Annotated in this window: 22 protein-coding genes; 8 read left to right on the top strand and 14 right to left on the bottom strand. The window is 72.1% G+C overall.

The features are described from left to right. Positions 1–3: 3 nt before the first annotated feature. The 4 genes from LADH09A_RS07150 to LADH09A_RS07135 form a co-directional block, all read right to left on the bottom strand. Positions 4–612, bottom strand: coding sequence for an isochorismatase family protein (locus LADH09A_RS07150; protein WP_238644079.1), 609 nt, complete (start codon positions 610–612; stop codon positions 4–6). A gap of 79 nt (positions 613–691) precedes the next feature. Next, positions 692–1,444 (bottom strand): lysophospholipid acyltransferase family protein, encoded by a 753-nt coding sequence (locus LADH09A_RS07145; protein WP_238644078.1) that lies wholly within the window; start codon positions 1,442–1,444, stop codon positions 692–694. A 94-nt stretch (positions 1,445–1,538) separates the two neighbouring features. Continuing rightward, positions 1,539–3,599 carry an amylo-alpha-1,6-glucosidase gene (locus tag LADH09A_RS07140; RefSeq protein ID WP_238644077.1) on the bottom strand — a complete coding sequence of 687 codons (2,061 nt, stop codon included), beginning with the start codon at positions 3,597–3,599 and terminating at the stop codon, positions 1,539–1,541. After that, positions 3,599–3,970, bottom strand: a complete 372-nt coding sequence (locus tag LADH09A_RS07135) for an SCP2 sterol-binding domain-containing protein (RefSeq protein ID WP_238644076.1) — start codon at positions 3,968–3,970, stop codon at positions 3,599–3,601. The genes LADH09A_RS07140 and LADH09A_RS07135 overlap by 1 nt, the downstream gene beginning before the upstream one ends. A gap of 196 nt (positions 3,971–4,166) precedes the next feature. On the opposite strand from LADH09A_RS07135, the gene LADH09A_RS07130 reads away from it, so the two are divergent. Further along, positions 4,167–5,273: a winged helix DNA-binding domain-containing protein gene (locus LADH09A_RS07130; protein ID WP_238644075.1), complete on the top strand. Its 1,107-nt coding sequence runs from the start codon at positions 4,167–4,169 to the stop codon at positions 5,271–5,273. A gap of 77 nt (positions 5,274–5,350) precedes the next feature. Here LADH09A_RS07130 and LADH09A_RS07125 read toward each other — a convergent pair whose 3' ends face one another. Then, positions 5,351–5,767 (bottom strand): CBS domain-containing protein, encoded by a 417-nt coding sequence (locus LADH09A_RS07125; RefSeq protein WP_238644074.1) that lies wholly within the window; start codon positions 5,765–5,767, stop codon positions 5,351–5,353. Further along, positions 5,764–6,531: a TMEM175 family protein gene (locus tag LADH09A_RS07120; RefSeq protein WP_238644073.1), complete on the bottom strand. Its 768-nt coding sequence runs from the start codon at positions 6,529–6,531 to the stop codon at positions 5,764–5,766. The genes LADH09A_RS07125 and LADH09A_RS07120 overlap by 4 nt, the downstream gene beginning before the upstream one ends. Positions 6,532–6,660: 129 nt before the next feature. Between LADH09A_RS07120 and LADH09A_RS07115 the strand changes: the two genes are divergently transcribed. Further along, positions 6,661–7,242: a nucleotidyltransferase family protein gene (locus LADH09A_RS07115; protein WP_238644072.1), complete on the top strand. Its 582-nt coding sequence runs from the start codon at positions 6,661–6,663 to the stop codon at positions 7,240–7,242. A gap of 16 nt (positions 7,243–7,258) precedes the next feature. Here LADH09A_RS07115 and LADH09A_RS07110 read toward each other — a convergent pair whose 3' ends face one another. From LADH09A_RS07110 to LADH09A_RS07095, 4 genes are all read right to left on the bottom strand, one after another. Beyond that, on the bottom strand, positions 7,259–7,699 hold the full coding sequence (locus LADH09A_RS07110) for a PPOX class F420-dependent oxidoreductase (protein WP_308194491.1): 441 nt from the start codon (positions 7,697–7,699) through the stop codon (positions 7,259–7,261). A 163-nt stretch (positions 7,700–7,862) separates the two neighbouring features. Beyond that, complete coding sequence (locus tag LADH09A_RS07105) at positions 7,863–8,888, bottom strand: aspartate-semialdehyde dehydrogenase (RefSeq protein WP_238644071.1); 1,026 nt, start codon at positions 8,886–8,888, stop codon at positions 7,863–7,865. 218 nt (positions 8,889–9,106) lie between these two features. Beyond that, a complete protein-coding gene (locus LADH09A_RS07100) occupies positions 9,107–10,450 on the bottom strand; it encodes a M16 family metallopeptidase (protein WP_238644070.1) in 1,344 nt (447 codons plus the stop codon). Continuing rightward, complete coding sequence (locus LADH09A_RS07095; protein ID WP_238644069.1) at positions 10,447–11,736, bottom strand: M16 family metallopeptidase; 1,290 nt, start codon at positions 11,734–11,736, stop codon at positions 10,447–10,449. The genes LADH09A_RS07100 and LADH09A_RS07095 overlap by 4 nt, the downstream gene beginning before the upstream one ends. Positions 11,737–11,837: 101 nt before the next feature. Between LADH09A_RS07095 and LADH09A_RS07090 the strand changes: the two genes are divergently transcribed. Continuing rightward, entirely contained in the window at positions 11,838–12,587 is a 750-nt protein-coding gene (locus LADH09A_RS07090) for a phosphodiesterase (protein ID WP_238644068.1), read from the top strand. Here the strand turns inward: LADH09A_RS07090 and LADH09A_RS07085 are convergent. Then, positions 12,554–12,772, bottom strand: a complete 219-nt coding sequence (locus LADH09A_RS07085) for a hypothetical protein (protein WP_238644067.1) — start codon at positions 12,770–12,772, stop codon at positions 12,554–12,556. The genes LADH09A_RS07090 and LADH09A_RS07085 overlap by 34 nt on opposite strands. A 272-nt stretch (positions 12,773–13,044) precedes the next feature. On the opposite strand from LADH09A_RS07085, the gene LADH09A_RS07080 reads away from it, so the two are divergent. The 3 genes from LADH09A_RS07080 to LADH09A_RS07070 all read left to right on the top strand — a co-directional run bounded on the left by LADH09A_RS07080 (position 13,045) and on the right by LADH09A_RS07070 (position 15,029). After that, complete coding sequence (locus LADH09A_RS07080) at positions 13,045–14,139, top strand: 3-deoxy-7-phosphoheptulonate synthase (RefSeq protein ID WP_238644066.1); 1,095 nt, start codon at positions 13,045–13,047, stop codon at positions 14,137–14,139. Between the two features lie 438 nt (positions 14,140–14,577). Beyond that, a complete protein-coding gene (locus LADH09A_RS07075) occupies positions 14,578–14,811 on the top strand; it encodes a hypothetical protein (RefSeq protein ID WP_218907803.1) in 234 nt (77 codons plus the stop codon). Between the two features lie 23 nt (positions 14,812–14,834). Next, positions 14,835–15,029 (top strand): hypothetical protein, encoded by a 195-nt coding sequence (locus tag LADH09A_RS07070; protein ID WP_238644065.1) that lies wholly within the window; start codon positions 14,835–14,837, stop codon positions 15,027–15,029. 64 nt (positions 15,030–15,093) lie between these two features. On the opposite strand, the gene LADH09A_RS07065 is transcribed toward LADH09A_RS07070, so the two are convergent. The 3 genes from LADH09A_RS07065 to LADH09A_RS07055 are packed head-to-tail and all read right to left on the bottom strand — an operon-like array spanning position 15,094 to position 16,366. After that, positions 15,094–15,648 (bottom strand): DUF1360 domain-containing protein, encoded by a 555-nt coding sequence (locus LADH09A_RS07065; RefSeq protein WP_238644064.1) that lies wholly within the window; start codon positions 15,646–15,648, stop codon positions 15,094–15,096. Between the two features lie 38 nt (positions 15,649–15,686). Continuing rightward, positions 15,687–16,025 (bottom strand): SRPBCC family protein, encoded by a 339-nt coding sequence (locus LADH09A_RS07060; protein WP_238644063.1) that lies wholly within the window; start codon positions 16,023–16,025, stop codon positions 15,687–15,689. Beyond that, complete coding sequence (locus tag LADH09A_RS07055; RefSeq protein WP_238644062.1) at positions 16,025–16,366, bottom strand: DUF6158 family protein; 342 nt, start codon at positions 16,364–16,366, stop codon at positions 16,025–16,027. Before LADH09A_RS07055 ends, LADH09A_RS07060 begins: the two co-directional genes overlap by 1 nt. Positions 16,367–16,487: 121 nt before the next feature. Here LADH09A_RS07055 and LADH09A_RS07050 point away from each other — a divergent pair, with 121 nt between their 5' ends. Both LADH09A_RS07050 and LADH09A_RS07045 read left to right on the top strand, forming a co-directional pair. Continuing rightward, on the top strand, positions 16,488–16,910 hold the full coding sequence (locus tag LADH09A_RS07050) for a hypothetical protein (RefSeq protein ID WP_238644061.1): 423 nt from the start codon (positions 16,488–16,490) through the stop codon (positions 16,908–16,910). A gap of 25 nt (positions 16,911–16,935) precedes the next feature. Further along, positions 16,936–17,265: a DUF3817 domain-containing protein gene (locus LADH09A_RS07045; RefSeq protein WP_238644060.1), complete on the top strand. Its 330-nt coding sequence runs from the start codon at positions 16,936–16,938 to the stop codon at positions 17,263–17,265. The last annotated feature ends 4 nt before the right edge of the window (positions 17,266–17,269 follow it).

Genomic DNA, 17,269 nt, shown 5'->3' with positions numbered 1-17,269 from the left:
GCGTCAGCTCCGGGTGCCGGCGAGGGTCGCGCCGGTCACCTCGGCCACGGTGCGGATGGTCGCGAAGCGGCCAGCCAGCGCGTACTCGGTGCGGGTGACGATCTCCTCGTTGGTCAGGGTGCGAGGGTCGGCCAGGATCTCCGCCACCGTGGCGGTCGCCGGCAGGTCCCGGTGCGGGATCGGGAAGGTCAGGGTGGCGTCGGTGACGAACGTCATCCGGTAGCCGAGGTCGGAGCCCACCCGGGCGGTGGTCTCCACGCACTGCTCGGTGCGGATGCCGCAGACGGTGACGTCCTGGATGCCCGCCTGGGTGAGCATCTGCTGGAGGTTCGTGGTGGTGAACGCGTTGTGCGCGGTCTTGACCAGCGTTGGCTCACCCTCGGCCGGGACCAGCCCGTCGATCAGCCGCACGTGCCCGGCGACAGGGTCGAACAACCCGCCCGTGCCCGGCTCGGAGTGCAGGACCCAGACCACCAAGTCGCCGCGCTCGCGGGCTGCGGCGACCAGTCGTTCCACCTGCCGCACCAGGTCGGGGTTGGAGCCGTACGCCCAGATCGGGCGCTGACGGAAGGATTCCTGGACGTCGATCACGACGAGTGCTGCTCTGCTCATGCTCCGATCCTGACCGGAGAAGGACCGCGCCGGCAGACACCATCATGCCTCGGTGCGGAACGATCCGGCCACGTCGGCGTCAGGCGCTGGGGGTGTGCTGCTCGGCGGCGGCGTCCAGGGCGGCGGCCTCCTCCGGCGTGGGCGCGCTGCCGCCCAGGTGCGCGGGCTGCCACCAGGTGTCGTCCGGGCCGGCCGGGGTGTCCGGGTAGTCCCGCTGTGCCCGGTCGACGAGCGCGCTGAGTCGGATGGTCAGCTCCTCGGCCAGCAGGTTCGGGTCCGGGAAGTCCGCCGGGTTGATCGGCTCACCGATCAGGATGGTGATCGGGGTGTGCCGGCGGGTCAGCGTGCGGGGGCGGCCCTTGGTCCAGAGTCGCTGCGTGCCCCAGAGCGCGACCGGCAGCACCGGCACCTTCGCCGAGCGGGCCATCCGGACCGTGCCGCTCTTGAGCTCCTTGACGGTGAACGACCGGCTGATCGTCGCCTCGGGGAAGACGCCGACGACCTCGCCGCGCTTGAGCGCGTCAACGGCTGCGCGGAACGAGGCAGCTCCGGCCTGCCGGTCCACCGGGATGTGCTTCATCCCGCGCATCAGTGGGCCGCCGATCCGGTGCGCGAAGACAGAGTGCTTGGCCATGAACCGGACCAGCCGCCCGGACGCGTTCGCGCCGAGCCCCGCGAAGATGAAGTCGAGGTAGCTGACGTGGTTGCTGGCCAGCACCGCCCCGCCGGTGCGGGGGACGTGGTGGGAGCCCTCGATGGTGATCTTCAGGTCGAGAAGACGGAACATCGTCTTGGCGGTGGCGATAACGGGCGGGTACACGAGCTCCGGCATCCGCAGAATCTACCCTGCCCGGCTGTGGTTCGGCTGGGTGGCGGACCGGCGACGACGCGGGTTGCGCGCCACCGCCGGTCCGTCGACCGATTGCTCAGTCGGAGAGCTTGTCCAGGTCCAGTCGGCCCCGGGCGAACGCGTCCACCCGACCCCAGCGACCCGGGATGTCCAGCACCTCGATCCGTCCCATGCCCACCGGCAGCCGTGGCTCGACCGACAGGTGACCCTCGTGGGGCTCCAGACCGAGCATGGTCCGCAGCAGCAACAGCGGGGTTCCGGTCGACCAGGCCTGCGGGCTGCACGCCGTCGGATACTCCACCGGGAACTTGGTCAGCTCCCGGGGATAGCCACCGAAGGCCTCCGGCAACCGGCCGTCGAAGTAGGTGGCCGCGTCCAGGATGCCGTTGGCGATGGTGGCGGCCTCCTCGGCGAAGCCGTACCGGCGCAGACCCCAGGCGATGAAGGAGTTGTCGAACGGCCAGATCGTGCCGTTGTGGTAGCCGATCGGGTTGTACCGGGCCTCCCCATCGGCGAGCGTGCGCACTCCCCAGCCGGAGAAGAGCCGCGGCCCCACCAGGTGGGCGGCCAGCTTCTCCGCCCGCTCGGGCTCGACGATCCCGCTCCACAGCAGGTGGCCGATGTTCGAGCTGAGGATGTCGCACTGGCGGCCGTCCGGGTCCAGCGCCAGGGCGTAGAACTCACCGTCGGCCACCCACCAGTCCCGGTTGAACCGCTCCTTCAGGTCTGCCGCCTCCCGCTCCAACTGGTCGGCGAACTCCGGGTCACCCCAGAACTCGCGGGCCATCCGGGCCGCGCGGATCTTCGCGTCGTACGCGTAGCCCTGCACCTCGCAGGTGGCCCGCGGGAACGGCGGCAGCGTGCCGTCGGAGTAGGAGATCGAGTCCCAGGAGTCCTTCCAGCACTGGTTCTCCAGGCCGGTGTCGGTGTTGCGCCGCTCGTACCAGATGTAGCCGTTGCCGACCAGGTCGGCGTAGTTGTCGATCCACTTCAGAGCCGCCCGGGACTCCTGCTCCAGCTCCTTGACCAGCGCGACGTCCCCGGTCCACCGCTCGTACTCGTCGAGCAGCACGACGAACAGCGGTGTGGCGTCGACCGAGCCGTAGTACGGCGAGTGCGGCTGCTCCTCGAACGCCGCGGTCTCGCCGTAGCGCATCTCGTGCAGGATGCGCCCCGGGTCCTCGTCCCGGAAGTCGTCGAACCGGCTGCCCTGCAGGGACGCCAGGATGCGCAGCGTCGTCTTCGACAACTGCGGCGTGAACGGCAGCGTCTGGAGGCAGGTGAGGATGCTGTCCCGGCCGAACATCGTCATGAACCAGGGCAGACCCGCGGCCGGCAGGGTGGCGCCGCCCAGCGACAGCGGCGAGAAGCGCAGCGCCGCCAGGTCGATCAGGCTGCGCCGGTAGGTGGCGGCCACCCGCCCGTGCTCACTGTTGACCTTCGGGGCGTCGGCGATCCACTTCTCCAGGTCGTGCTGGAGGGCGAGCCGCTCGTTGCCGTGCACCCGCAACCCGAACCGCAGGTCCCGGCCGCCCGGACCGACCGCGTGCGTCTGGACGTCGATCGAGGCTTCCCACTGCTCGTTGGGTTCCAAGTGCACGGTGTACACGAAGCCCTTGTCGTCGTACCGGGCCGACACCGACGAGGAGATGACCGTCTCGCGCCGGAAGTTGCCCCGGCGGTATCCCAGCCGCAGCTGGTCCGGCTCGACCTCGGTGTAGAGCTCGCCCTTCTTGTTCACGATCTCGTCCTTGACCTGGAACAGGTCGGCGAAGTCCGACGCGGCGTCCATCCGGACTTCCAGTTCGACCGGCTTCTCGTCGTGGTTGAGGATGGTGAGCTGCTCGCAGAAGCTGCCGCCCACCGCGCGCTCACGGATGATCGACAGCTTCGCGTCCACGTAGTGCGTGGCCATCCCCGGCACCAGGAAGAACCGCGACTCGAAGTACTGGAGATCGTCGAAGGACAGCGAGTTCAGCCGCTCGCCGTTGACGGTCAGCACCCAGGTCGACAGGAACCGGGTGTCGATGGAGAACAGCCCGGTCGGCTCGCTCGGTGTCGCCTCGATGTCACCGGTGTCCTCGCAGACGACGAACGTGTTGCCGTCCAGGATCCGGATCGTGTTGCTCTGCCCCATCAGTACGCCTCCCCCACGAAACGCCGACGAGGTCCACGGGCGTCCGGGGAACCCGGGAAGATCCGCTCCACCTGTACGACGAGACGAGCGTCCCCCAACACCGTCATGTCCCCCCGCAACAGCGCGGCCAGGCCGTGCTCGCGACCCGAGGCGATGTCGTCGAAGAGCACCGGGCTCGCGCCGATGACCGTGTCGGCCTCCTGGTCCTCCTGACTCACGTCCACCCGGCCGTGGTCGATCCTCAGCAGCCAGTGCCAGGTCTGCGCCCCCTCGTGCAGGTCGATACGCACTGTCCCGGAGGTCTTGGCCAGCAGGGGTTCGTACCCCCGCCGGTCCAGGTCCTCGAAGAACCTCGTGGTCGCGTCCACCATCGGGTCCACTCCTCCCAGTTGCCGGGCCCGGGATCCCACCCACCGCGCTCGCGTCGCGCGGCCGGCCGGCCGTTGCACGTCCCCGCAGGGGTCCCCGCCGGTTCCCCGGTCAACCTCGCCCGGATCGGGTGAGCGGCCGGGCGCTGTCCTACCTACGCGGTAGCGTCCGGACGGGACGTGTGGGACGGGAGGGCACATGACTGGTCGGGCACCGGAGGTCGACCGGCGGCAGGTGCTCGCCTACCGGGCGGCGGCCCAGCAGCTCGACCGCTCCGGCGGCCCTCGCCCGGGTGACCTGGCCGTGCTGGGTCTCGGCGTACAGGACACGCCCTACGGCACCGCCCGGCAGGCGCTGGCGGCGCGCGGCGCGACCGGGCCGGACGACCGCCTGGAGCTGGTCTGGTCGATGCGCGGCGCCCCGCACCTGCACCGCCGGGCCGAGTTGCCGACGCTGGCCGCCGCGCTCTGGCCGCTCAGCGACGCCGACGCCACCCGCCGGATCCCGGGCCAGATCGGCGCGGGGGCACGGCTCGGGCTGGCCGCCTTCCGGGCCACGGCCGAGGCGTTCCAGTCGGTGGTCACCACCGAGTTGGAGCGCGGCGTGGTGAGCCGTGCCGTCTCCGACCGGGTGCCCTCCGAGCTGACCTACGACTGCCGGGCGTGCCAGTCGCGGCACATCTCGGGCGCCGTCTTCCAACAGGCCGGGCTCGCCGGCGGGGTGCGCCTCGTAGTGTCCGGCCGCGCCGCGCACCTCGCCCCACTGACCGGGCACACCGCCCCGCCCGCCACCGCAGCGCACACCGCCGAGCTGGTCACGACGTACCTGCGGCTGCTCGGCCCGGCCACCCCGGCCGACGCCGCCGGCTTCCTCGGCTCCTCGGCGACGGAGCTGCGCCGGGTCTGGCCCACGGGCCTGGTCGAGGTGCGGGTCGACGGGCGGCCCGCCTGGCTCCCGGCCGACGCGGTCGAGGCGCTGACCAGCGCACCGCCTCCCCGACTGGTGAGGCTGCTGCCGCCGGGCGATCCCTTCCTCGCCGGCCGCGACCGTGACCTGCTGGTGCCCGAACGCGAGCACCAGCGGCACCTGTGGCGGCCCATCGGCAACCCGGGCGCGCTGCTGGTGGACGGGGAGGTGGCCGGCACCTGGCGGGCGCGGCAGGCCGGGAAGAAGCGACTGGAGCTGACCGTCACCCCGTGGTCGCCGCTGTCCGCCCGGGTCCGACGGGACGTCGACGCCGAGGCCGCGACGGTGGCCGCCGCTCGCGGGATCACCGACGTGCGGCTCCAGTTCGACCAGTCCTGATCCCTCGACCTGGTCCCGGACAGCGCAGCGCCGGCCCTCCCCACGAGGGGGAGAGCCGGCGCGCCCGCGGCGGACGGTCAGTTGTTCGGATCGTCGGCGCTGATGTCCGCGAGCACCGACTGCGGTTCACGCTCGACCGCGAGGTCACCCATCGAGATCAGGCCGACGAGACGCCCGTCGTCGATCACCGGGAGCCGGCGTACGGCGTACGTACGCATCAGGTCCGCGGCAGCCACCACGTCGTCGTACTGGCTCACCGTGATCACGTCGCGGGTCGTGATCTGGTTCAGCTGGGTCGAGCCCGGGTCCATGTTCTCCGCGACACCCCGGACCGTGATGTCCCGGTCCGTGACGATGCCGACCACGCTGTCGCCGTTCGTCACCACTACATCGCCGATCGCGCTGTCACGCATCTCCTGCGCGGCGGCGATGAGCGTCTCGTTGCCGTCCATCGTCACCAACCGGGTCGTCATGAACTCTCCGACCGTTGTCATGGTGCTCCCCTCTCGGTGTCGGCACGGTCGTCTACCCGGCGCCCCGGACGGGGTAACGCCGACGGCTCGCCGGACTGTCCGTGCGGGTGCCGCAAACGCCGCAGTTCGTAGAACCCGCTGCTGGTCAGGGTGTAGAACATCGGCAGCAGCAGGAAGATCACCAACGCGAACAGCGGGCTGAAGAGGTATCCGACGAGAATCGCCACCGCGTACCCCAGCAGGCCGACCGCGGCCCGTGCCCGTTCCGTCGGGAAGAACCGCCGCGAGACGGCCTGGTACAGCAGGTCGTGGTGCCGGGCGAGGTAGTGGTACAGGCCCAGCCAGCTCAATGACACCAACACGCCGACCACGCCGTAGAGGGCCACGCCGGCCCGCTGGTCCGCCTCGTCGCCCTCCCGCATCGCCTGCGAGATGACCGACGTGGCGAACGGCAGCAGCGCGGTGCTGAACAGGACGCCGAGGTTGTACCACTGGAGGGCCTTTCCGCTGCTTTCCACGCGGTTGAAGGCAGCCCGGTGGTTCAGCCAACCCACCGCCACGTACACGTACGACGTGACATAGGCGAGGTACGCCGGCCACTGCTCGACCAACGCGTGCAGCAACTGACCACGACCGACCCGAGGTGGCTGGAGGTCGAGCACCAGCAAGGTGATGATGATGGCGAAGACACCGTCGCTGAACGACAGCAGGCGGGAGGTCTCCCGTCGCAGGGGTGGGCCACCGGGGAGGGTCCCGCCTGCGTCGCTGCCCTCGTCGGCACCCATCCCGTACCCCCTATTCTCAGCTGGCCCGCGACGGCGGAGCAGGCACGGGAGGGCGGTATACCCGGCCACGGACGGCGCACCCCGCGCGTCGGTCTTCCGCCGCCCGGAGCTGCTGCCTACCGTGGGCGGATGACGACGGGCGAGCAGGAGTTGCGGGAGTTGGTCGCCGGCAGCGCCTGGCTCACCCGGGCACTGACCGTGGTCCGTGACTCCGGGCTGCCGGACGCCTGGATCGGCGCGGGCGCCCTGCGCGACCTGGTCTGGGGCGAGCGGTACGGCGACAGGTTCGACCCGACGACGGTCCGGGACGTGGACGTGGTCTTCTTCGACCCGGCGAGGCTGACCCGCGACGACGACCACCGCGCCACCGCCCGTCTGGCGGCGGCGTGGCCCGAGCCGCCGTGGCAGGCACGCAACCAGGCGGCGGTGCACACCTGGTACGCGGCGACGTTCGGCGGCGACCCGATCGAGCCGTACCGCAGCGTGGCTGAGGCGGTGGCCACCTGGCCGGAGTACGCGACGGCGGTGGTCGTCCGGCTGGACCCGGCCGACCACCTGGAGGTCTGCGCCCCGTACGGCCTGGCGGATCTGCTGGACGGGGTCTGGCGGCACAACCCCGCCCGGGTGGACGTGGCCCGGTCCCGGCAGCGGTTGGCCCGGCACCGACCCGCGCAGCGCTGGCCCGGGGTGACCGTGGTCGAGCCGGGCTGACCGGGCGACGGGAGCGTCAGCCCCGGGGCGGCATCCCGTAGATGCGCTCCACGTGCAGGCGCAGCACCAGCCGGCCGTCGTCGACCATGGCCTGGCGGTACTCGTCCCAGTCGGGGTGTTCGCCGCTGAGCGCCCGGTAGAGCGCCACAAGCTCCTCGACGGTGTCGTCGCCGGGTTCGGCGGCCGGGGCGGTCAGCTCGGCGCGACCCTCGACCACCGCGTACGCCCAGCCGTCGTCGCTGCTGACGTGGAAGCTGGCCCGCGGGTCGCGGCGCAGGTTGGCGGTCTTGGCCCGGCCGTCGGTGACCGAGACCCGGATCAGGCCCGCGTCGCGGTCGAAGGAGTAGACCACGGTGGACAGCTGTGGCCGCCCGTCCCGCTTGATCGTGGCGAGGACGCCCATCGAGCGACCGGCGACCAGATCGGTCAACGCCTGCTGGACGCGGTCATCCGGCACGGCTTCCTCCAGGTGGGACGATCGATCGGCTTCGTCCCATCCAAGCACGACCGGCCGATCGTCGCAGGAGGCCGCTGATCGTCGTGCTGTTCATCAAGGAGAAGCGGCCGGAACGCGACCGGGCCCTCGCCGACGTGCGGCGAGGGCCCGGTGACGGCGACGGTCAGCGGCGTTCGGCGGCGACCAGCTCGGCGAGCTGGACCGCGTTCAGCGCGGCGCCCTTGCGCAGGTTGTCGTTGGAGCAGAACAGGGCCAGCCCGTAGTCGGCGGTCTCGTCGGCGCGGATCCGGCCCACGTAGGTCGGGTCCTGGCCGGCGGCCTGCAACGGCGTCGGCACGTCGGTCAGCGCGACGCCGGGCGCGTCGGCCAGCAGCTCGTGCGCGCGCTGCGGGGTGAGCGGCCGGGCGAACCGGGCGTTGATCTGCAGCGAGTGACCCGTGAAGACCGGCACCCGGACGCAGGTGCCGGACACCTTCAGGTCGGGGATTTCGAGGATCTTGCGGCTCTCGTTGCGCAGCTTCTGTTCCTCGTCGGTCTCGAACGAGCCGTCGTCGACGATCGAGCCGGCCAGCGGGAGCACGTTGAAGGCGATCGGCTGGCTGAACGAGCGCGGCGCGGGAAACTCCACGGCCGAGCCGTCGAAGGCCAGCCCGGCGGCGTGCTCGGCGACCTTGCGGACCTGCTCGTCCAGCTCGGCGACGCCGGCCAGCCCGGCACCGGAGACCGCCTGGTACGTGGAGACGACCAGCCCGATCAGCCCAGCCTCGGCGTGCAGCGGGCGCAGCACCGGCATCGCGGCCATCGTGGTGCAGTTCGGGTTGGCGATGATGCCCTTCGGGCGGTCGAGGGCCGCGTGCGGGTTGACCTCGGCGACCACCAGCGGCACCTGCGGGTCCATCCGGAACGCCGACGAGTTGTCGATCACCACGGCACCGGCCTCGGCGACCCGGGGCGCCAGCTCCCGTGCCGTGCCCTTACCGGCCGAGAAGAGCACGATGTCCAGTCCCGAGTAGTCCGCGGTCGCGGCGTCCTCGACGGTCACCTCGCCGTCGCGCCACGGCAGCGTCCGCCCGGCCGACCGCGCCGAGGCGAACATCCGCACCTGCTCCGCCGGGAACTTCCGTTCCGCCAGCACCTGCCGCATCACGCCACCGACCTGGCCGGTGGACCCCACAATGCCGATCCTCATGCCCGCGAGGCTACCCAGCCCACCCCCGCGACCGGGAGCCCTTTCCCACGCCCCAGACCCGCATCACACAAACCCACTAACCCCCGAAGCCCTCCCGGCACCCACCCCCTCCTCGTGTGATCAAGAGGTTTGCGTCAGAAATCGCGCTCGGGTTGACGCAAACCTCTTGATCAACGGCGTGAGAGGGCGGTGGGGGGCGGTATGGGGGTGGGGGTGGGTCAGGGGTTGGTGATCAGGTCGCCCAGGGCTGCTGCTGTCAGGTCGTCGCGGATGACCGCCGCGTCGCCCTCGATGACCAGGGTCAGCGCCTCCGGGTGCAGGTGGGTGGCCGCCGCTGCGGAGACCTGGTCCACGTCGGCGGCGAGCAGCGACTCCCGCAGTCGGGCGTGGTAGTCGTCCGGCAGGTCGTGCACCACCAGCGTGGTCAGTGCGGAAGCGATCGCCCGGGGGCTCTGCAACTCGACCGAGAGCTGCCCCGCCCGCCAGGACCGCGCCACCTCCAGCTCGTCCTCGGTGACCCCGGCGGCCTGGGTACGGGTGATCTCGCCCACCGCCTCGACCAGGGCCGGCGCGGTGACCGCCGTCTGCACACCGGAGCTGACCGCGAACCGCCCGAACCGCCGGGACGACGCGAAGTCACCCCGGATGCCGTACGTGTAGCCGTGCACCTCGCGCAGCAGGTGGTTGAGCCGCGAGGTGAACGCCCCGCCGAGCACCGTGCCGGCGAGCGTCATCGGCACGTGGTCGGGGTGCGCCCGGTGCGGCGACGGGTGGCCCAGTCGCAGCGTCGACTGCACCGACCCCGGACGGTCCACCAGGATGATCCGCCGGCCGGTGTGCAGCGGCACGTCGAGCGGGCCGCCCCGCTGGGCCGGGCCGCCACCGGTGCCGGCGAACGCCGCGGCGGCCAGCGCGTCCAGGTCGATCCGGTCCAGGTCACCGGCGACGATCAGGGTGCCGGGGCGCAGGAACCACTCGGAGTGGAAGACGGTCACGTCCTCCACGTCCAACCCGGCGACCGAATCCGGGTCGCCGTGCATCGGCCGCCCCCAGCGGTTCTCCGCGCCGAACAGGTCCGCGCGCAGCGCGGCGTCGGCGCGCGGGCCCGGGTTGGCCCAGTCCATCCGCAGCGCGGTCGCCTCGTCGTCGCGGACCCGGCGCACGTCCGCGGGGTCCAGCTTGGGGGTCCGCACCGCCTCGGCCAGCAGCTCCACGGCCGCGCTGAGCCGGTCCACCGGGATCACCACGCTGGCCTGGAACGAGTCCCAGTCCAGCCCGGTCATCAACGCGGTGCCGAGCCCCTCGACGGCGAGCGCGTACGCGGCGGCGTCCCGCTGCGCGGTCCCCTCCTCCAATGCCTTGGCCAGCACGCCGGACAGGCCCTCCTTGCCGACCGGCTCCTGGCCTGCGCCCACGTCGAGCAGCAGCAGCGCCACGGCGAGGTTCTGCCCGGGCAGGTGCGCGGCGACGACCTGGCCACCGGCCACGGCGCGGCGGACCACCGGCGGGAACCGGTACGGGCGGGCGGCGCCCGGGCCGGGACGGTCGGCGATCAACGTCATGAGGTCTCCTCGGGCAGGTAGGTCAGGATCACCCGGTCGGTGGCGAGCACCTCGGCGGCGGCCTCGGCGATCTGCTCGGCGGTCACCGCGAGCAGGCCCGGCAACTGGTCGGCGATGCGGGCCGGGTCGCCGAACTGCGTGGCGTACCGGCCGAGCAGGTCCGCGCGACCGTCCACCGTGGACAACTGACGCCACCAGCCGGTGCTGAGCAGCGCCTTGGCCCGGTCCAGTTCCGCGGCGGTGACCGGCACGGTGGCCAGCTCGTCGACGACCTCGGCCAGCCCTTCGGCCAGCCGCTCGGCGCTCACGCCGGGGCGGGCGGTGGCCGTGGCGATCAGCGGTGCCGGCGCGTGCGCGAGGTCCACCCCGTACGCCCCGACCAGGTCCGGCTGGGCGATCCGCTCACCGTCGGCGAGCCGCTGGTAGAGCCGGCTGCCCCGACCGCTGCCGAGGATGGTGGCGAGGACGGTGATCACGTTGTAGCCCGGGGTGCCGAACGGGTAGCTGCGGTGGGCGATGTACACCCGGGGCGCCGGCACGTCGGCGCTCACCGACTCGACGGCCGTCTGCCCGGTGACCGGGACACTGCGACCGTCCGGGGCCGACGGGATGTCGTCGCGCGCGGGCAGCGCGCCGAAATACTTGTCGGCCAGCGCGAACACGTCCGAGGCGGTCGCGTCGCCGACCACGGTGAGCACCGCGTTGTTGGGCGCGTAGTAGGTCTGGTGGAACGCCTGGAAGGTGGCGAGGTCGGCGGCGTTCAGGTCGGCCATCGAGCCGATCGTCGCGTGGTGGTAGGGGTGCCCAGGCGGGTAGAGCAGGGGCAGCAACCGCAGCCAGGCGTCCCCGTACGGGACGTTCTCGTAGCGCTGCCGGCGCTCGTTCTTGACCACGTCACGCTGGTTGTCCAGCGTCTCCTGGGTGAGCGCCGGGACCAGGCCGCCCATCCGGTCGGCCTCCAGCCAGAGCGCCAGCTCCAGGTGCTCGGCCGGCACCGTCTCGAAGTAGTTGGTCCGGTCCGGGTTGGTGGTGGCGTTCAGCGAGCCGCCGGAGCCCTGGATCAGCTTCATGTGCTCGGTCTTCGCCACGTTCACCGAACCCTCGAACATCAGGTGCTCGAAGAGGTGGGCGAAGCCGGTCTGCCCGGCCGGCTCGTGCCGGGAGCCGACGTCGTACCAGAGGTTGACGGCCACGGCCGGCGCGGTGCGGTCCTCACTCACCACCACGCGCAGGCCGTTGTCCAGTCGGGACGTCTCGATGGGCCAGGGGTAACCGCTGTCGGGCATGCCCCGACGCTATCCGATCTCGCGGGCGGAAAGGTGACGTGCGGTCGGTCGGCGAGCCGACCCGCCGCATCGAGGCCGCCGGGCGGGGTAACGGAGGGGGCATGACCGCCACCCCGTCTCCGTCCCGGTCCGCCGGCTGGGCCGCCACCACCGTCGAACGCGCCAGCGCCGCACTCGGCCGGCGGCGTCACGGCCGGCTGCTGCATCCGGCCGGTCACTCCTTCGCCGGCGAGACGATGATCTGGGGTACGCCCGGACCACCCGTCGGGGTCGGTCTGCTGGACGACCCCGGCCGGTACCGGGCCACCGTCCGGCTCTCGAAGGGAACGCCAACGCCCGGCAGCTGGCCGGACGTGCTGGGCCTCGCGCTACGCCTGCACGGCGACGGCGACCGCCCCTTCGACCTGCTGGTCAGCTCCAGCGGCGCGGCCCCGGTGCTGCGTAACCTGCCGCTGCCCCGACGTCGCTTCACCGGGACGTACACCACGATCACGTGCTACCGCGTGGGTCCTCGGCGGATCTGGCTGGCCGCGCTGGCCGACCCCGACTCGGTCGGTCTGGGGAGCAGCCTGGGCGCGGCGGCCGCCGCGACCCGGACGGACACGCCGCGTCTGGTGCTCGCGGTCGCGTCCGCTGTGGGGCCGTGGCGGCCGGTGGGGCAGGTCAGCATCGGCGCGCAGCTCAGCGCCGAGGAGGACGCCGCGCTCGCGTTCGACCCGGTGCGAAACCTGCCACCCGAACTGCGGGTGGCAGGTCCGCTGGCCTGGCTGCGCGACAGGACCTACCGGGGGTCACGCCGGGCACGGGGGACGACTGCTCAGTCCGGCGGCTCGACCGCGACCACGGTCTGATCGGAGGTACGACGTTCCAGCACGGTATCCGGGGCCGCGTTCTGGTCCGCCTCGCGGAGATCCGACTCGGCCAGGATGGCCTCCGCCTGCGCCTCCGGGTCGTCGCTGCCCACGGCCTCCTCCTCGGGCAGGAGGTGGTGGGCGCGGGACTCCACGCGGTCCTGATCGCTCTGCTCGTTGGTCATGGCTCCCCTGTTACCCCGACCTCGTCCCCGGCACGCGGACTGCGCCCCGCATCTTGGGACGTCGGCCGGAGGTTCCCGTCCGGTCGGGTACGCTGGCCCGGTGACGCGTTCCTATCGATGGTTTAGGCAGCCGGCTCGCACGCCGGTGACTTCACCATGAACTGACGTCACCACGGACCGAGCCGGCTGGGCAGGAGCTGTCGTTCCTGCCCTTTTGCGTACGAGCAGCCGGCTCGTCCCGGGCACCGGCCCCGGGCACGGTCGGCGGAAGGATGCCCACCGTGACGACCCCGGAGACCAATCGGGTCAGCGATCAGCGGATCGACCGTGTCGTGCCGTTGACCACGCCCGCCCTCCTGCACCACGAGTTACCCCTGGACGCCCCGCTCGCCTCGGCCGTGCTGACCGGCCGCCGCGCGGTGGGCGGGGTGCTGGACCGCGAGGACGACCGCCTGCTGGTGGTTGTCGGCCCCTGCTCGGTGCACGATCCGGCCGCCGCCCTCGACTACGCGGAGCGTCTGCGTGGCGCCGCCGACCGGGTGGCTGACGACCTGCTGATCGTCATGCGGGTCTACTTCGAGAAGCCGCGCTCCACGGTCGGCTGGAAGGGCCTGATCAACGACCCGGGCCTGGACGGCAGCGGGGACGTCAACACCGGCCTGCGGCTGGCCCGGGCGCTGCTGCTCGACGTGCTGCGACTCGGCCTGCCGGTGGGCTGCGAGTTCCTCGACCCGATCACGCCGCAGTACATCGCGGACACGGTGGCCTGGGGGGCGATCGGCGCCCGCACCGTGGAGAGCCAGGTGCACCGGCAGCTCGCCTCCGGCCTCTCCATGCCGATCGGCATGAAGAACCGCCCCGACGGCAGCATCGGCACGGCCGTGGACGCGATCCGCGCCGCCGGTGTGCCGCACGTCTTCCCCGGCATCGACTTCTCCGGCACCCCCGCGATCATGCACACCCGGGGAAACACCGATGGGCACCTGGTGCTGCGCGGCGGCGGTGGCCGGCCCAACTACGACGCGGAGTCGGTCGCCGGCGCGCTGGACCTGCTCCGCGCGGCCGGGTTGCCGGAGCGGCTGGTGATCGACGCCAGTCACGCCAACAGCGGCAAGGACCACCGCAACCAGCCGAAGGTCGCCGCGGACGTAGCCGCCCAGCTGGCCGACGGGCAGCGCGGCATCACCGGCGTGATGCTGGAGTCGTTCCTGCTGCCGGGCCGGCAGGAGCTCGACCCGACCCGGGAGCTGGAGTACGGCCGCTCGGTCACCGACGCCTGCCTCGGTTGGGACGACACCGCCGAGGTGCTCGACCACCTGGCCTCCGCCGTGCGGGCCCGCCGGGCCACCCTGCCGACGACGGTGTGACGGCTGACACCTGACGGCACGGAACACCGGCGGGGGTCGGCTCGTTGACAGGGGTGTCGGTGTGTCCAGTGTCCCCGGGCCTCACCTAAATAGCCTTCGCGGAATACCGTCCGGCTGGAGCCGCGTAGTGCCACTCGCCGAGAGGCGACCTGCACACCGACACCAGCGCCGCCCCCGGCTCACAAGGCCGGGGGCGGCGCTGTCTGTACCCACGAGAACGAACCAGACCGGGACGAGATGGCCGCGCAGCATCAGCCACCACAACCCCACCCCCATCCCCCTTTGCTCTGCACCCACCCAGGCGACACGTACGGTCCGTAACTGGTGCATCGGTGGCTGCAGAGCAAAGGCACGGCGCGGGGCCATCGACAACGGGCGCGTCGACTACGGGGCAGGCGGGCCCGCAGCGTGACGTTTGACCGATTCCGCCCCGGGTAGCTGATCGAGGTGACCGACGACGCATCCGTGTCCGGCGAGCCGGACACCCGGGCCCTTGACGACCTGCTCGACGACATCTACCGGGCGCAGGAGCGGGTCACCCAGGCCGAGATCTACCGCCGGGCGGTGGCTGCCGAGCTTCCGCCGGATCTGCTCGCCCGCATCGACGCGCTGCCCGAGGGCGAGTACGCGGTGGACGAGGCCAGCGACCTGCTGGGCGGTTCGATCGGGTGAGCGACCGCAGAAGGGACACCGACATGACCGACCGCGACAACCACGACGAGGAAATGCCGGCGTTGGGTCAGCCCCCGGAGGGCAGGGACACCACCCCCGAGCCGGACTTCGCCAACGAGCACGACCGCACCGCCGTGGACCGGGACATCATCACGGGGGCGGACGAGGACGAACGGGAGCCGGAGTCGCCGCACGGCTGGGCCGGTATGGAGCGCTGAGGCGTACGACATTCGACAGCGGGGGCCGGCAAACGCCGGCCCCCGCTGTCGGTGTCCTCACCGGTCAGTCGTCGTCGTGCCCACCCTCGGCGGCCTGCTGCGCCGTCGCGTACGCCATCTGGAGGAAGTCGGACGCGGCGACCGCCGTCAGCGCGGTGGCCACCAGCCGGGTCAGCCGGGGCGCGAGCACCAGGCCGCCGGTCAGCCCGGTGGCCACCCAGACCGCCAGGCAGAACGGGCAGCTCAGCAACTCGCCGATGGCGTGCCGGGTGGGGCTGCCCGAGTCGCGGACCTGCTCCATCACCTCGCCGCTGCCGATGGGGCGGTCGTAACGGGTGAACGGCGCCCGCAGGGGGCTGGTCACCGCGTCCTTGGACAGCAGCCGACTCAGCTTGTGCGTGGCGATGGAGAGCAGCACCACGTCGGACGGGGCGGGACGCTCCGGCACCGGCCGACCGGTCACCTTGACCAGACCGGCGAGAGCGCCCGTCACCCCGGCGTAGGCGCCCATCGCCACCAGGTAGCCGCCGAGCGGCCGGTGTTCGTGCGGCGCGTACGCCCGGCGCAACCGCGCCGCCTTGTGCCGCAGGCCAGTGTCGCTCACCCGGTCTCCTCCCATGTCGTGGTGGTGCCGAACTGCTGTCCCGTGTGGCTGGCTCAGCCGGCCTGGAGGTTGTCGGCGACCTCGCGGGCCAGGTTGGTGAGCGCTTCGTCGGCCAACTGGTCCGGGCCCGCCTCTCCCGAGCCGTCGGCCAGGTCGAGCTGGATCCGGGCGCCGCCGGAGTCGGCGGGCTCCACCCGGATCTCGGCGGACCAGTCGTCGCCGTCGCCGTCACCCCAGCGGGCCCGCAACTCCTCGCCATTGATCTCGGCGGCGGGGCTGCCGTCGCCGCGCAGCGGCTCCGGCAGCCAGGCCGAGGCGCGATCAGGGTCGGTGGCCGTGTTGAAGACCACCTCGGGTGGCGCGGACATGCCACGCACGGCGCGCGCCGGCATCACGCGTCCCGCAGGCGGTTGGGGTCGACCTCGCGGCCCGGGTGGCGGGCCAGGTACTCGGTCTCAAGCTCCGCCGTGCGACGCAGGTGGTTGGCGAGGGCGGAGTCCGCCGCGTGCCGCAGGGTGTCGAGGCGGGTGCGGTGCAGGCTGTGCATCTCGCGGATCAGATCCTCGTCGGTCAACTCCGTCGGGTCGATGCCGGGGAGATCACCGTCGAGACTCGTGGAGCCCGCCGGGTCGGCAAGGTGGTCGCCGCCCCACTCGGGCACCCGCTGCTCCGGGCTCATGTCGCTGCTGCCGCTGGACGCAAAGCCGTCCTCACGTACCGATCCGGTCATCATCGCCCCCCTTGATCTCGTTTGGGCTGGCGTCTAGACGATTGCCCAGGCGCGGGAACGCCAAACCCACGGCAGCTACGACACGGTGTCGGAGACCGGCACCGTCCCCGGTACCCTCGATGCCATGAGGCGGCTCTGGACCCCGGCGTGGATCGCGCGTCACGTGGCCATGGTCGTGCTGACCGTGGGTTTCCTCGGGCTGGGTTGGTGGCAGGTCAGCCGAGCCGCGGCCGGCAACAGCCTGAGCTGGGGGTACGCGGTCGAGTGGCCGATCTTCGCCGGGTTCGTGGTCTACGTCTGGTGGCGTGAGGTGAAGCTGGCCCGCAACCGGGCGGCGGAGGCCGACGCGCCACCGCCGGACCCGGCCGTCACGCCGGAGCCGGCCGTCACCGCGGGTTCCCGCCCGGCGGTGCGCCGACCGGTACGGGTCTCCCGCGCGCCGGTCGGCGACGATGCCGTCCAGGACACCGACCTGGCCGCCTACAACCACTACCTGTCATGGTTGAACGCCAATCCGGGCGCCCGGCCCGGTGACTATCCCGGCTGAGCCGGGCTCGGAAGGACGGACGACGGTGGGCGCTGCCCTTACCCGGTACCGCGTGATCGCCTGGATCGTGGGCGTGGTGCTGATCCTGCTGGTCGTGATCGGCATGCCCCTGAAGTACGGGTTCGACAACCCGGTCGTGGTCGAGACGATCGGGCCGGCGCACGGCTTCCTCTACATGATCTACCTGGTGGCCGCGTTCGACCTGAGCCGCCGCGCCGACTGGCCGCTGAAGCGGATGCTGCTGGTGATGTTGGCCGGCACCGTGCCCTTCGTCTCGTTCTACGCCGAGCGCCGGGTCAGCGCCTGGGTGGCCGCGCCGCAGGAGCAACGGACTCCGGAGCCGGTCGCCCGCTGAACGG

The organism is Micromonospora cabrerizensis (assembly GCF_022230955.1).
In the GTDB taxonomy this organism is placed as follows: Bacteria; Actinomycetota; Actinomycetes; order Mycobacteriales; family Micromonosporaceae; genus Micromonospora; species Micromonospora cabrerizensis.
This window is presented reverse-complemented; position numbering and strand designations above follow the sequence as displayed.

Coding starts and splice junctions, on each gene's coding strand:
- LADH09A_RS07150 (WP_238644079.1), bottom strand. CDS start 612: ATGAGCAGAGCAGCACTCGTCGTGATCGACGTCCAGGAATCCTTCCGT.
- LADH09A_RS07145 (WP_238644078.1), bottom strand. CDS start 1,444: ATGCCGGAGCTCGTGTACCCGCCCGTTATCGCCACCGCCAAGACGATG.
- LADH09A_RS07140 (WP_238644077.1), bottom strand. CDS start 3,599: ATGGGGCAGAGCAACACGATCCGGATCCTGGACGGCAACACGTTCGTC.
- LADH09A_RS07135 (WP_238644076.1), bottom strand. CDS start 3,970: ATGGTGGACGCGACCACGAGGTTCTTCGAGGACCTGGACCGGCGGGGG.
- LADH09A_RS07130 (WP_238644075.1), top strand. CDS start 4,167: ATGACTGGTCGGGCACCGGAGGTCGACCGGCGGCAGGTGCTCGCCTAC.
- LADH09A_RS07125 (WP_238644074.1), bottom strand. CDS start 5,767: ATGACAACGGTCGGAGAGTTCATGACGACCCGGTTGGTGACGATGGAC.
- LADH09A_RS07120 (WP_238644073.1), bottom strand. CDS start 6,531: ATGGGTGCCGACGAGGGCAGCGACGCAGGCGGGACCCTCCCCGGTGGC.
- LADH09A_RS07115 (WP_238644072.1), top strand. CDS start 6,661: ATGACGACGGGCGAGCAGGAGTTGCGGGAGTTGGTCGCCGGCAGCGCC.
- LADH09A_RS07105 (WP_238644071.1), bottom strand. CDS start 8,888: ATGAGGATCGGCATTGTGGGGTCCACCGGCCAGGTCGGTGGCGTGATG.
- LADH09A_RS07100 (WP_238644070.1), bottom strand. CDS start 10,450: ATGACGTTGATCGCCGACCGTCCCGGCCCGGGCGCCGCCCGCCCGTAC.
- LADH09A_RS07095 (WP_238644069.1), bottom strand. CDS start 11,736: ATGCCCGACAGCGGTTACCCCTGGCCCATCGAGACGTCCCGACTGGAC.
- LADH09A_RS07090 (WP_238644068.1), top strand. CDS start 11,838: ATGACCGCCACCCCGTCTCCGTCCCGGTCCGCCGGCTGGGCCGCCACC.
- LADH09A_RS07085 (WP_238644067.1), bottom strand. CDS start 12,772: ATGACCAACGAGCAGAGCGATCAGGACCGCGTGGAGTCCCGCGCCCAC.
- LADH09A_RS07080 (WP_238644066.1), top strand. CDS start 13,045: ATGCCCACCGTGACGACCCCGGAGACCAATCGGGTCAGCGATCAGCGG.
- LADH09A_RS07070 (WP_238644065.1), top strand. CDS start 14,835: ATGACCGACCGCGACAACCACGACGAGGAAATGCCGGCGTTGGGTCAG.
- LADH09A_RS07065 (WP_238644064.1), bottom strand. CDS start 15,648: ATGGGAGGAGACCGGGTGAGCGACACTGGCCTGCGGCACAAGGCGGCG.
- LADH09A_RS07060 (WP_238644063.1), bottom strand. CDS start 16,025: ATGCCGGCGCGCGCCGTGCGTGGCATGTCCGCGCCACCCGAGGTGGTC.
- LADH09A_RS07055 (WP_238644062.1), bottom strand. CDS start 16,366: ATGATGACCGGATCGGTACGTGAGGACGGCTTTGCGTCCAGCGGCAGC.
- LADH09A_RS07050 (WP_238644061.1), top strand. CDS start 16,488: ATGAGGCGGCTCTGGACCCCGGCGTGGATCGCGCGTCACGTGGCCATG.